This is a genomic window from Dactylosporangium sp. NPDC050588, assembly GCF_040654975.1.
Classification (GTDB): Bacteria; Actinomycetota; Actinomycetes; order Mycobacteriales; family Micromonosporaceae; genus Dactylosporangium; species Dactylosporangium maewongense.
This window is the reverse complement of record NZ_JBFAJA010000032.1, coordinates 50,490-63,631: the sequence shown is the minus strand read 5'-3', so window position 1 is coordinate 63,631 and position 13,142 is coordinate 50,490. Positions and strand designations below refer to the sequence as shown.

The following is a 13,142-nucleotide window of genomic DNA, read 5'->3' as shown; positions in this document are numbered from 1 at the left end:
CGGTTGGGTTGGCCGCGGTCGTGGACCTGCGCGTGGTTGCGGGGGCGCCGGCGGTGGTGGAGCTGTGAGCTGCGGTTGGGTTGGCCGCGGTCGTGGAGCTGCGGGTGGTTGCGGGGGCGCCGGCGGTGGTGGAGCTGTGAGCTGCGGTTGGGTTGGCCGCGGTCGTGGACCTGCGCGTGGTTGCGGGGGCGCCGGCGGTGGTGGAGCTATGAGCCGCGGTTGTGGAGTCGCCTGCGGTCGCGGGGGCGGGGACAGAGGTGTGCGGTGTGGTGGAAGGGCGGGTGGCGACGGCGGGTGTGGTGCGTTCCGCGACCGTGGTCATGAGGGTGGGGTCGTCAGGGAGGAGGAGTTCGGCTTCGCTGATGCCGGAGAAGTCGGGGGGCGGTGGGAGCAGTGGGGGTTCCCAGAGGGCGAACGTCACCCCGCCGCGTGGCGATGCGTCTGTGGTCACTGCGGTCATCGGCAGGCCGGTCAGGCGCGAGCCGGAGGACTGCGGGTCGCCTGAGGTCGCGGACGCCAGGACGAAGCACGGGGACGGCAGGCCGCGCGGCGTGTAGCGGGCCGTCACCCGGCGCAGGCGGCGCAGGACGTGGGCGACGTGGGAGCCGAAGACACCGCGGTACGTGTGGCACTCGTCGACGACGACGAAGCGCAGGCCGCGCAGGAAGCGGGTCCACGAGGCGTGGTTGGGCAGGATGCCGTGGTGGAGCATGTCGGGGTTGGTGAGGACGACGCGGGCGTGCTGGCGGACCCAGTCGCGTTCCTCGCGGGAGGTGTCGCCGTCGAAGGTGGCGGGGCGGGTGTCCGGCAGGTCGAGGGCTCGCAGCGAGCGGAGCTGGTCGGCGGCCAGGGCCTTGGTCGGCGAGATGTAGAGCACCGTGGCCTTGGCGTCGCGCAGCAGCGCGGAGAGGGCCGGCAGCTGGTACGCCAGGGACTTGCCCGAACCGGTGCCGGTGGCGACGACGGTGTGGGTGCCGGACCACGCGAGGTCGGCGGCGGTGGCCTGGTGGGTCCACGGGAGGGCGACGCCGCGGGCCTCGAAGGCGGTGCGCAGCGAGGGCGGCGCCCACGACGGCCACGCGGCGGTGGACCCGGCGCGGGGCGGCACGTGCTCGACGTGGGTGAGCGACTCGGCGCGGTGGGACGGTAGGAAAGAGTGCGGAAGTACGGCCGTCACGTCGAGCACTCTAAGACAGATGTTCGAAGAAGACGGCGTGATACACGTGTGGCAATTGTGGGAAACAGGGTGGACGCGTCGCCTTGCGGAGGCGTCGATGGTTAGATGCCCGAGAGACTCATTGTGCGCAGCACCCGCCAGAAGAGGAGGTCCGCATGGAGCTGTCGTTGTCGACGTACGACTCCGGCGACCACACAGTGCTCGAAGTCGGCGGTGAGGTGGATGTGTACACCGCGCCACGGCTTCGCGAGAAGCTGGTCGAGCTCGTCGAGACGGGTGCCCGCCATGTCGTGGTCGACCTGAGCCGGGTGGAGTTCCTCGACTCGACCGGGCTCGGTGTGCTCGTGGGCGCGTTGAAGCGGCTGCGGGCGGTCAACGGCACGTTCGGGCTGGTGTGCGCGCACGAGAGGCTCCTGAAGATCTTCCGGATCACCGCCCTGGATCGGGTGTTCTCCCTGTACGACTCCGTGGCCGCCGCGACCGCCGCGGCCGGCTCGGACACCGAACCCACGGCGTAGGTTCATGCCCACAGTCAGGCTGTCGTTCTCGCCGGCGGCCGCACACGTCCGCACCGCCCGTCTGGTCGGTGTGGCCGTCGCGCGGCGCGCCGGTGTCGCCGAGGAGCTGCTGGAAGAGGTCAGGCTCGCCATCGGTGAGGCGTGCTCCCGTGCCGTCGCGCTGCACCGCTCGCACGGGCTGGACGACCTGGTCGACGTCGCGATGGCCGACGGCGACCGGTTCACGGTGCTGGTGGTCGACCGGGCGGCGAACGGGGCGATGGTGACCCGCGCCGAGGGTGAGACCGGGGATGAAGTCATGGTGCTGTCGGACCCGGCGCTGCCGCTGACCACCCCGCCTGACCTCCTCGCGGAGGAGGCGGTCGCGGCGAGGATGGGGCTTGCCCTGCTCGCCGGGCTCGTCGATGACCTCAACGTCTCCGAGCTGGGCGAAGGCGTCGGCACGCAGGTGCGCATGTCGTGGCCGCTGGAGCGCCCGACGGAGTAGAGCCGCCGGAGCGCCCGGGCGAGACGGCCGTGGGAGCGCTCAACGGAGTGGCCGCCTGGAACGCCCAATCGAGTGAAGCGCGCCACAAACCGGACCATCGACAAAAAGCGATCTCTTGAAACGCGCAAGTCGGTGTGACCACAGACACGCTCTGCGGCTAGAGTACGGCGATCGTGTATGACGGGCCTGGTCATTGGGTACCTCGACCGTCCAGCACGGCTCCCTTGGGAGAACCCGCCGCCGGCCTGACCGCTCGCGGCGCTGTCATGTGTCGGTACAGGAGGACAACGAATGTCCGCAACACTCGTCGCAGCCGACGAGATTTCCCTCAGCGGGAACAACCTGACCTACGTCGTCGTCGCGCTCGTCATCGCCTTCGTGGCGCTGGGCTTCGCGGCCGCGCTGGTCAAGGCTGTGCTCGCGACTGGTCGGGGCACCCCGAAGATGCAGGAGATCGCCGGGGCGGTGCAGGAGGGCGCGACCGCGTATCTCACTCGCCAGTTCAAGACCCTCGGCATCTTCGTCGTCATCGCCGTGGTGGTGCTGTTCCTGCTCCCCGTGGGTGACGTCGGGGACAACGAGACCATGGTCAAGATCGGAAGGTCGGCGTTCTTCATCGTCGGCGCGGTCTTCTCGGCCTTCATCGGCGGCGCCGGTATGGCGCTGGCCACCCGCGCCAACCTGCGCGTCGCGGCGGCGGCCCGAGAAGACGGCGGCCGGGAGAAGGCGATGAAGATCGCCTTCCGCACCGGTGGCGTCGTCGGCTTCCTCACCGTGGGCCTCGGCCTGTTCGGCGCGGCGCTGGTCGTGCTGATCTTCAAGAGCGACGCCCCGACCGTGCTGGAGGGCTTCGGCTTCGGCGCCGCGCTGCTCGCGATGTTCATGCGGGTCGGCGGCGGCATCTTCACCAAGGCCGCCGACGTCGGCGCCGACCTGGTCGGCAAGGTCGAGCAGGGCATCCCGGAAGACGACCCGCGCAACGCCGCCACCATCGCCGACAACGTCGGCGACAACGTGGGTGACTGCGCCGGTATGGCCGCGGACCTGTTCGAGTCCTACGCCGTGACCCTGGTCGCCGCGCTGATCCTCGGCCGGGCCGCGTTCGGCGAGGAAGGCCTGGTCTTCCCGCTCATCGTCTCGACGATCGGTGTCATCGTCGCGATCCTCGGTGTGGCGCTGACCCGCCTGCGCCCCTCCGACCGCAACGGCCTGGTCGCCATCAACCGGGCGTTCTACATCTCCGCCGCCGTCTCCGCGATCCTGGTGGCCGTCGCCGCGGTCGTCTACCTGCCCAAGACGTGGGCCGGCCTGCACGGCCAGACCGACTCGCTCAAGGCGATCGTCGGGCTCACCGGCGACGACGCGCCGCCGTTCGGCCCGCACGTGACCGCCATCATCGCCTGCCTCATCGGCATCGTGCTCGCCGCGATCGTCCAGGCGCTGACCGGGTACTTCACCGAGACCGAGCGCCGCCCCGTCAAGGACATCGGCAAGAGCGCCCTCACCGGTCCCGCCACCGTGGTGCTCGCCGGTATCAGCGTCGGTTTCGAGTCGGCCGTCTACTCCGCGCTGGTCATCGGCGCCGGCGTGTTCGGCGCGTTCCTGCTCGGCGGCGGCTCGATCACCCTGTCGCTGTTCGCGGTCGCCATGGCCGGCACCGGCCTGCTGACCACCGTCGGCGTCATCGTCGCCATGGACACGTTCGGCCCGATCAGCGACAACGCGCAGGGCATCGCCGAGATGTCCGGCGACATCGACGAGCGCGGCGCCCGCACGCTGACCGAGCTCGACGCGGTCGGCAACACCACCAAGGCGATCACCAAGGGCATCGCGATCGCCACCGCGGTGCTCGCCGCCACGGCGCTGTTCGGCTCCTACACGGACTCGATCCTCAAGGAGTTCAGCCAGGTCGAGGTCGACAAGTTCCTGAACGTGGCCAACCCGGGCAACCTGGTCGGCCTGCTCATCGGCGCGGCGGTCGTGTTCCTCTTCTCGGGCCTGGCGATCAACGCCGTCGCCCGCTCGGCCGGCGCGGTCGTGTTCGAGGTGCGCCGCCAGTTCCGCGAGTTCCCGGGCATCATGGACTACAGCCAGCGCCCGGAGTACGGCAAGGTCGTCGACATCTGCACCCGTGACGCCCAGCGTGAGCTCATCACCCCGGGTCTGCTCGCGGTGATGGCGCCGATCGCGGTCGGCTTCGGTCTCGGCGTCGGCCCGCTCGCGGCGTACCTCGCCGGTGCGATCGGCACGGGCACGCTGATGGCGGTCTTCCTGTCCAACTCGGGTGGCGCGTGGGACAACGCGAAGAAGCTCGTCGAGGACGGCACGCACGGCGGCAAGGGCTCCCCGGCGCACGCCGCGACGGTCATCGGCGACACCGTCGGCGACCCGTTCAAGGACACCGCCGGCCCGGCGATCAACCCGCTGATCAAGGTCATGAACCTGGTCGCGCTGCTCATCGCGCCCGCCGTGGTCGTCTACACCACGGGCGACGGCAGCCCGGCGGTCCGCTTCGCGATCGCGATCGCGGCGACGCTCGTCGTCGCCGTGGCCGTGCTCATCAGCAAGCGCAAGCCGGTCGCGGTCGACGCCGGCAACGGCGACGACTCCAACGCGCAGGAGACGACGCCGGAGCGGGTCACCGCCTGACCCTCCACCGATCCGACGCCCCGGCCGGGACCATCCGGCCGGGGCGTCGTATTTGTCGAACAGACGATCGGTTCTAGGCTTCCATCCATGCACTTCCGCGCCGTCGCCACAGCCGCCCTCATTGTCGTCGTTTCGACGGGTATGAGCGGCTGCGGCGACGACGGCAGCGGCGACATCGCCCCCAAGCACTGGGCGCAGCAGGTGTGCACGGCGCTCACCCCCTGGCGGACCGAGATCGCCGACCTGACGACGAAGGCCCAGCAGCAGCTGCAGTCGGCGACGACCGCCGCGCAGACCAAGACCAACATCGTCGACCTGCTCGCCGGCGCCGAGACCGCGAGCGAGAAGGCCCGGGCCGGGATCAACGGCGCCGGCGTGCCGGACGTCTCCGGCGGCGACAAGGTCGCCCAGCAGTTCACCGGCTCGCTGGCGAAGGCCCGCGACGCGTATGGCAACGCGAAGCGCTCCGTCCAGGGCCTGCAGACCGCCGACGCGAAGGCGTTCTACACCTCGGTCGGATCCACGTTCGCGGTGCTCAAGGAGGAGTACGAGCAGAGCGCCATCGACCCGCAGCACGTCAGGCAGAAGGACCTGCAGAAGGCCTTCAACGAGGTGCCCGAGTGTCGGTGACGCCGGCTCGGAGCCGGCAACTGTCGCTGTTCGGGGTCGAGGCGCGCCCGCCCACCCCGATGGACCTGGAAGGCCTGCTCGCCGGCGCGGGCGAGGTCGGCAGGATGGGCGGCACCGCGAAGGTGTCGATCGAGGTCGAGGACGCCTGGCGGGCCGACGTGCTGCGCGCCGAGTGCGAGCAGCGGGGCCTGGTCGTGTCCTGCGAGCCGACCGGCGTCGAGGACCGGTGGACCGTCCGGACGGCGTACGCGGCGCTGCTGGCCCCGCTCGCGGCCCGCTGGCTCGACGGCACCACGAAAGTTTCCCCACCCGACCTGGTGCTCGACGGCCGGCGGCTGCGGCTGTGGGTCGCGGCGGCGGGATCCTGGGACGGCCAGCGCGCCTACCTGCTCCGCCTCGCCCCGAGCCGCCCCGCCCTGACAGACGAGGACGTCGATCCCGAAGCGGCGGACGACCAGGTGATCCCATTCGACCCGGCGGGCGACATCTCGGAAATGTCCGGGGCGGGGAGCGGCACGGACGCCGACGGGGCCGGAGCGGGAATCGAGGCGCGGCGGACCGGACGAAGCGCCGCAGGCCAGGGTCCGGCGGACGTGGGTGATGCCGGCGACGACGGGTCGGCTGCGGCCGGCGTCGAAGCGGTCGAGGACGCGTCCGGCAAGCCCCGAACAGGAGACGGGGCGGAGCCGGCCGGCGACGAAGGCCTGGACGAGATCGAGGACCTGCCCGGCAAGCCCCGGGTGAAGGCGAAGAAGAAGGCCGCACCGCTCATCTCCGGATTCGACCCCGGCCCCGTCGACCTGGGCGTGGAGGTCGAGGACTGGGTCGACGACGTCCGCGACGAGTGGCCAGACTCCGGGGTCGCCGACCTGCCCACCGTCGAGCTCGACGCCGTCACCGAACCGCCTGCCGAGGCTCCCGCGGTACCGACGCAGCAGGACAAAACCGATGAAACCTCCATCAACAGGAGAATCGCGGACAACTGGGTCGCTATCGGAGATGCCCTGGCGGCCGTCGGATTGATCGCGGTGTTCGTCGGTCCCAAAGCCGGCGGACCCGCGTACCGGATCGTGGGACTGCGACGCGTGACACGCCTCGCGGAACTTGTCGGTGAGCCACCGGCCGGGGCGCCGAACGCGAGTTGGCCGAGGTGACCGCGGGGTAGGCTGGCCAGTCGGCGCGCAGTGTGATTCCACCCGCCATCGGGGTCACCGCCGTACGACAAAGCGTGACAAATACGGCAGCCGATGCGACACGATCGCAAGATCGGGCAGGTAGCGCTTCTGCTTGGGTGTACCGTGGCGCCGATCGGCGTGTCGCGAGCCGACCGCCGGGTGCCGCATTGCGCAACTCGGCGCGAGAGCGCGCGTTACGTTTGACACATGTCCGTCCGCACCGGGGAGAGCTGTGCCGAACTCCGCCAACACGAAGCGGCTGGTGATCGTCGAGTCGCCGGCGAAGGCCAAGACGATTTCGGGCTACCTGGGCCCGAATTACGTCGTGGAGGCGAGCTTCGGCCACGTCCGTGACCTGCCTGTGGGCAAGAAAGACATGCCCGAGGACCTCAAGAGCAAGCCGTGGGCCTACCTGGGCGTCGACGTCGACAACGATTTCACCCCGGTCTATGTCATCTCGGCGGACCGGCGCAAGCAGATCACCCGGCTCAAGGAACTGCTGAAGTCGGCCAGCGAGGTCTACCTCGCCACCGATGAGGACCGCGAGGGCGAGGCCATCGCCTGGCACCTCTTCGAGACCTTGAAGCCGAAGGTCCCGGTCAAGCGGATGGTCTTCCACGAGATCACCCGTCCGGCGATCCAGGCCGCCGTCGCCAACCCGCGCGAGATCAACCGCGCGCTCGTCGACGCCCAGGAGGCCCGGCGCATCCTCGACCGGCTCTACGGCTACGACCTGTCCACCGTCCTGTGGAAGAAGGTCCAGGGCGGCCTGTCCGCCGGCCGCGTGCAGTCGGTCGCCACCCGGATCGTGGTCGAGCGGGAACGGCAGCGGATGAAGTTCCGCTCCGCCGAATACTGGGACATCCTCGCCAAGCTCCTGCCCGACGGCGACACCCGCACGTTCAACGCGACGCTGCTCGCCATCGACGGCGACAAGGTCGCCACCGGCCGCGACTTCGACCCGGAGACCGGCAAGGTCCGGCCCAACGCCGGCGTCATCCACCTCGACGAGCAGGGCGCCCGCGGCCTCGCCGCCCGCCTGGAGGGCCGGCCGTTCACGGTCACCCGGGTCGAGGAGAAGCCGTACCGGCGCAAGCCCGCCGCGCCGTTCATCACCTCGACGCTGCAGCAGGAGGGCTCGCGCAAGCTGCGGCTGTCCAGCGCGCAGACCATGCGGATCGCGCAGCGGCTGTACGAGAACGGCTACATCACGTACATGCGAACCGACTCGGTGAACCTGTCCGAGGCCGCGATCGCCGCCGCCCGCAAGCAGATCCTCGACCTCTACGGCCCGAGCGCCGTCCCGCCGCAGCCGCGCCGCTACACCGGCAAGGTCAAGAACGCGCAGGAGGCGCACGAGGCGATCCGCCCCGCCGGCGACAGCTTCCGCACGCCCGGCGACGTGGCCAAGGAGCTCAGCGCCGAGGAGCTGCGCCTGTACGAGCTGATCTGGCAGCGCACCATCGCGTCGCAGATGACCGACGCGGTCGGCAACAGCACCTCCGTCCGGATCAACGCGACCACCCCCGCCGGCGAGTCGGTCGACTTCAGCACCACCGGCAAGACCATCACCGATCCCGGCTTCCTGCGCGTGTACGTGGAATCCTCCGACGACGAGAACGCGGAGGCCGAGGACGCCGAGCGGCGCCTGCCGGTGCTGGTCAAGGGCCAGACGCTGACCGAGAAGGGGCTGACCGCGACCGGGCACACCACCCAGCCGCCGGCCCGCTACACCGAAGCCTCGCTGGTCAAGGTGATGGAGGAGCTCGGCATCGGGCGCCCCTCCACGTACGCCTCGATCATGGAGACGATCAACAACCGCGGCTATGTGTTCAAGCGCGGCCAGGCACTGATCCCGTCGTTCCTGGCGTTCGCCGTGGTCGGGCTGCTGGAGAAGCACTTCCCGCGCCTGGTCGACTACGACTTCACCGCGTCGATGGAGAACGTCCTCGACGAGATCGCCAACGGTGACGAGAGCGCCGTGGACTTCCTGCGCCCCTTCTACTTCGGTGGAGACACGGGCGACGAAGGGTCGGTGCCCCGCCAAGGCGGGCTGAAGCGCATGGTCACCGAGCGCCTCGGCGAGATCGACGCCCGCGGGATCAACTCGATCCCCCTGTTCCGCGACGAGGCCAACCGCGACGTCGTCGTGCGCGTCGGGCGGTACGGGCCGTACCTGCAGCGCTTCCTCGCTGACCAGCCCGAGGGCGACGAAGGCGACCGCGCGACCGTGCCGGACGGGCTCGCCCCGGACGAGCTCACCCCTGAGAAGGTCGCGGAGCTGTTCGTCGGCGGCGCCAGCGGCGAGCGCAAGCTCGGCGAGCACCCCGAGACCGGCGAGCCGATCGTCCTCAAGTCGGGGCGCTACGGACCGTACGTGTCGACCGGCGAGAAGAACTCCTCGCTGCTGTCCACCCAGTCGCCGGAGCACCTGACCCTCGAAGAGGCCCTGCAGCTGCTGACCCTGCCGCGGCTCGTCGGCAAGGACCCCGAGGGCGTGGACATCATCGCCTCGCCCGGCCGGTACGGGCCGTACATCAAGCGCGGCACCGACACCCGTTCGCTGGAGAACGAGGGCCAGCTCTTCACGATCTCGCTCGACGCGGCCATGGTGCTGCTGCAGCAGCCGAAGACCCGCGGCCGCGCCGCTGCCAAGCCGCCGCTGCGCGAGATGGGCCCCGACCCGGCGACCGAGAAGCCGCTGGTCATCAAGGACGGCCGGTTCGGCCCGTACGTGACGGACGGCGAGCACAACGCGTCGCTGCGCCGCAACCAGACCGTCGAGTCACTCTCGGTGGACGAGGCGAGCGAGATGCTGGCCGAGAAGCGGGCAAAGGGTCCGGCGCCGAAGAAGCGTGCGGCGAAGAAGGCCACGAAGAGCGCCGAGGGCGGTACGGCGGCTTCCGCTTCCACTTCCGCGAAGAAGACGACGGCCAAGAAGACAGCGGCGAAGAAGACGACCACCGCGGCGAAGAAGGCAACCCCGGCCAAGAAGGCAGCCCCGCGGAAGGCCACCTCGGCGAAGAAGTCGACCCCGCCGGGAGAGTGACCAGCCAGCGTCGCCGACGCACAGCCATCAGTCCGGATACGCACGGTCGCCGCATCGACGCGATGGCGACCGTGCCGGCCCGGAGATCGCTGTCACGACGCGGCAAGGCAGTCGCTCGGTTACAGCCGGTGCCGAGCCCGGAGGCCGATTAGGCCGGCGGTGTTACCGTCGATGTGACCGGCCAGGCGTCGGCGGGGCGAGGTGTCCTCAGACGTCGGGCCGCGACCCGTGCAGGCGTTGGCCAAACGGCCAGTCGGATGCCGGTCGGTGTGACGCGCCAGGTCGGGTGACGCGCCAGGTCGGGCGACGCGCCAGGTCGGGCGACGCGCCAGGCGGCGGGGGCGCGCACCGCACCACGTCGCATTGCGTCGGGATCCCGCGGGCTCCGCAGATCTCGTCGGTCCGGCAGCAGCGTGCCAGGTGAGCCGGGCGGAGCGCTCACCGCGGCGTGCCTGCCGCGTCGCCGGATGACCGCCGCATGTCCGGCGGGCCGCGCTCGACGACCTGCGCGCCGACCTCGGCCGCTCGGCGTCTTGCTCACTGCGGTGCGCCTGCCGCACTGCGGTGCGCCTGCCGCGTCGCGGTGATGGCAGCCGCGTGTCCGGCGAGTCCGGCGGCCCGCCGTTCGGATCGCGTCGGGGTCTGCGGGGGCACGCGGATCGCCGCAGGTGGGCGCGGTGGCGCTGGTCGTGCAGGCTTTGGTCGAACGGTCGGCTGGGCGTCGATCGTGGTGAAGGGGCAGGTGTCGACGGCGTGGCCACCGCATCGCACCCGTGCGCCGCGGGTCTCGCGGGTTCGGGCGGCGCAGGTGCGGTGACGCGATCCGCGCAGGGAATCGCGTCAGTGGACAGCTGGTCCGGTGGCGGCGCAGGTTCGGTCGAACGGTCGGCTGGGCGTCGATCGTGGTGAAGGGGCAGGTGTCGACGGCGTGGCCACCGCATCGCGCCCGTGCGCCGCGGGTCTCGCGGGTTCGGGCGGCGCAGGTGCGGTGACGCGATCCGCGCAGGGAATCGCGTCAGTGGACAGCTGGTCCGGTGGCGGTGCGGGTGACGCGATCCGTGCAGTGGATCAGGGGATCGCGTCCGTGGAAGGCAGGTCCGGTGGTGGTGCGGGTGTGGGTGACGCGATCCGTGCGGGGATCGGCGCCCGTGGATGGCAGGTCCGGTGGCGGTGCGGGTGACGCGCGATCCGTGCAGGGAGTGTGAAACAGCGAGTCAGGCGCCGGGTGGAATGAGGGGTCAGGCGCCGAGGACGCGGTCTGTGTAGGCGTTGGCGAACAGGCGGCCCGGGTCGAGTTTGTCGCGCAGGGCGGTGAAGTCGGTGAAGCGTGGGTAGGCCGCGGCCAGTGACTCCGCGTCGCGGAAGTTCATCTTTCCCCAGTGTGGGCGGCCGCCGAGGGGGGTGGTGACGGCCTCGAAGCGGCGGAAGTACTCCTCGAACGGGGCGCCGACGTACTGGTGGATGGCGATGTAGGCGTTGTCGCGGCCGTGGCCGTGGGAGAGCCAGATGTCGTCGGCGGCGGTGAAGCGGACCTCGACCGGGAACTGGATCTTGTACGGCAGGCCGGCGATCACCGAGCGGAGGCCGTCGAAGGCTTCGCGGAGGGCGGCGCGGGGCAGGCCGTACTCCATCTCGACGAAGCGGACCCGGCGGGGGGTGCAGAAGACCTCGTGCGAGGCGGCGGTGTACGTGCGCGCGGACAGTGCCCGGGCCGACACGCGGCTGACTGTGGGGACGGTCGAGGGCAGGGCCCGGCCGAGCCGGCACGCGCCGCCGAAGACGGTGTTGGACAGGAAGTCGTCGTCGAGCCAGCGGCGCCAGCCCGCGAGGGGACGGTCGGAGGCGGGCACGATGTTGTTGCGCTTCATCTGGACCCGGTCGGTGTAGGGGAACCAGTAGAACTCGAAGTGGTCGTTCGAGGCGATGTGGGTCTCCAGGCCCGACCACACGTCGGACAGCGGCGCCGGGCGCTCGTCGGCCTGCAGGATGAAGGCCGGCACGCAGCGCAGGGTCACCTCGGTGAGCACGCCCAGGGCGCCGATGTTGACCCGGGCGGCGGCGAACAGGTCCGGTTGGGTGGACGCCGAGCAGCGCACGACCGCACCGTCGGCGGTGACCAGCTCAAGGGCCTCGATGAATGTCGAAAGGCACCCATATGCGGCGCCTGTCCCGTGTGTACCGGTGGACAGCGCCCCCGAGATGGTCTGCGCGTCGATGTCGCCGAGGTTGGGCATGGCCAGGCCGTGCGCGGCGAGCGTGGCATTGAGGGTCGCGAGTTTCATGCCGGCCTGGACGGTGACGAGGTTGCCCTCGACCCGGACGAGTGACGCCATCTGGTCGAGCTCGATCCGCACGCCGTCCGTCAGAGCGGTGGGTGTGAAGGAGTGCCCGGAGCCGACGGCCTTGACCCGGAGTCCCTCGTCCGCCGCGGCGCGGAGCACAACGGCCAGCTCAGCGGTGGTCGACGGGTGTGCGACACGCGTCGCCCGCGCGGTCTGGTTGCCGGCCCAGTTGGCCCACGGAGAAGTCACGAAACCTGAGTACCCTTCACGTATGCCCGCCGTCAATGACCCGTTGAACCACAAGAGTGAAATGGGCTATCCGCCGATCCCGCCCGCTCGTTGACGTGAGTAGGTTTCAGAGGGACGAGCTTGAGGGGGGACTGCCGGGTGGCGACGCAGACAGTGGCCAGTGCCGGGACGAAGCCGCTGCGCCGGGTTCCGGTGCAGGGGCGCAGCGTGGCGAGGGTCGGGCGGATGCTCGACGCGTGCGCCGAGCTCGTCGACGAGGTCGGCTACGACGGGTTGACCACGACGCTGCTCGCGGAGCGGGCGGGGGTGGCGATCGGCTCGGTCTACCAGTTCTTCCCGGACAAGCGCGCGATCGTGCAGGCGCTCACGCTGCGCAGCTTGGAGGGCTACCTGGAGCGCCTCGGCGCCCGGCTGGCCGACGAGGACATCTCGCACTGGTGGGACGCGGTCGACGCGGCCATCGACGAGTACATCGACATGCACCGCACGGTGCCGGGCTTCCGGACGCTGCACTTCGGTGACGTCGTGGACATCCACCTGCTCGACGACGAGCGGGACAACAACGACGTCATCGTGTCGCAGCTCGCGGCGCTGCTCATCGGCCGGTTCGGCATCGTGGACGCCGAGCGGCTCCAGTTCGTGCTGGCGATCGCGGTCGAGGCCGCCGACGCGCTGATCAAGATGGCGTTCCGGCGCTCGCCGGACGGCGACCGCGCGGTGCTCGGCGAGGCCAAGGCCCTGATCAAGGACTACCTGCACCACCGCCTCTGACGACGTCGTTTCAGACCCTTTATCGGCTGCTCGCGAGGCCGGTAAAGGGTCTGAAACCTCGTGTTGACAATCCCACACGTCCTGTCCGCTTTGCCCCGCACGACGCATACTCGTGGTCGACCGGTACCCCACTTTCGAGGACTGGATCTGCCACG

At 70.5% G+C, this 13,142-nt stretch carries 9 protein-coding genes; 7 read left to right on the top strand and 2 right to left on the bottom strand.

What is annotated here, in order from left to right:
- The coding region (locus tag AB0I21_RS23140) for a DEAD/DEAH box helicase (RefSeq protein ID WP_360564021.1) at positions 1–1,177 on the bottom strand (1,177 nt) is incomplete at its 3' end.
- A 155-nt stretch (positions 1,178–1,332) separates the two neighbouring features.
- On the opposite strand from AB0I21_RS23140, the gene AB0I21_RS23135 reads away from it, so the two are divergent.
- From AB0I21_RS23135 to topA, 6 genes are all read left to right on the top strand, one after another.
- Complete coding sequence (locus AB0I21_RS23135; RefSeq protein WP_344509087.1) at positions 1,333–1,695, top strand: STAS domain-containing protein; 363 nt, start codon at positions 1,333–1,335, stop codon at positions 1,693–1,695.
- Between the two features lie 4 nt (positions 1,696–1,699).
- Positions 1,700–2,182, top strand: coding sequence for an ATP-binding protein (locus AB0I21_RS23130; protein ID WP_344509089.1), 483 nt, complete (start codon positions 1,700–1,702; stop codon positions 2,180–2,182).
- Between the two features lie 291 nt (positions 2,183–2,473).
- Positions 2,474–4,831: a sodium-translocating pyrophosphatase gene (locus tag AB0I21_RS23125; protein WP_360564019.1), complete on the top strand. Its 2,358-nt coding sequence runs from the start codon at positions 2,474–2,476 to the stop codon at positions 4,829–4,831.
- Between the two features lie 87 nt (positions 4,832–4,918).
- Positions 4,919–5,461, top strand: coding sequence for a hypothetical protein (locus AB0I21_RS23120; protein ID WP_360564017.1), 543 nt, complete (start codon positions 4,919–4,921; stop codon positions 5,459–5,461).
- Entirely contained in the window at positions 5,458–6,615 is a 1,158-nt protein-coding gene (locus AB0I21_RS23115; protein ID WP_360564089.1) for a hypothetical protein, read from the top strand. The genes AB0I21_RS23120 and AB0I21_RS23115 overlap by 4 nt, the downstream gene beginning before the upstream one ends.
- A gap of 253 nt (positions 6,616–6,868) precedes the next feature.
- Positions 6,869–9,685 carry a type I DNA topoisomerase gene (topA, locus tag AB0I21_RS23110; RefSeq protein ID WP_360564015.1) on the top strand — a complete coding sequence of 939 codons (2,817 nt, stop codon included), beginning with the start codon at positions 6,869–6,871 and terminating at the stop codon, positions 9,683–9,685.
- 1,238 nt (positions 9,686–10,923) lie between these two features.
- Here the strand turns inward: topA and AB0I21_RS23105 are convergent.
- A complete protein-coding gene (locus tag AB0I21_RS23105) occupies positions 10,924–12,216 on the bottom strand; it encodes a D-arabinono-1,4-lactone oxidase (protein ID WP_360564013.1) in 1,293 nt (430 codons plus the stop codon).
- A gap of 225 nt (positions 12,217–12,441) precedes the next feature.
- On the opposite strand from AB0I21_RS23105, the gene AB0I21_RS23100 reads away from it, so the two are divergent.
- The gene (locus AB0I21_RS23100) at positions 12,442–12,987 is read left to right on the top strand and encodes a TetR/AcrR family transcriptional regulator (protein ID WP_344509097.1); all 546 of its coding nucleotides are present in this window, start codon (positions 12,442–12,444) and stop codon (positions 12,985–12,987) included.
- The last annotated feature ends 155 nt before the right edge of the window (positions 12,988–13,142 follow it).

Bases quoted from the DNA above. Each gene is read 5' to 3' on its own strand.
- AB0I21_RS23135 (WP_344509087.1), top strand. From the start codon at position 1,333: ATGGAGCTGTCGTTGTCGACGTACGACTCCGGCGACCACACAGTGCTC.
- AB0I21_RS23130 (WP_344509089.1), top strand. From the start codon at position 1,700: ATGCCCACAGTCAGGCTGTCGTTCTCGCCGGCGGCCGCACACGTCCGC.
- AB0I21_RS23125 (WP_360564019.1), top strand. From the start codon at position 2,474: ATGTCCGCAACACTCGTCGCAGCCGACGAGATTTCCCTCAGCGGGAAC.
- AB0I21_RS23120 (WP_360564017.1), top strand. From the start codon at position 4,919: ATGCACTTCCGCGCCGTCGCCACAGCCGCCCTCATTGTCGTCGTTTCG.
- AB0I21_RS23100 (WP_344509097.1), top strand. From the start codon at position 12,442: ATGCTCGACGCGTGCGCCGAGCTCGTCGACGAGGTCGGCTACGACGGG.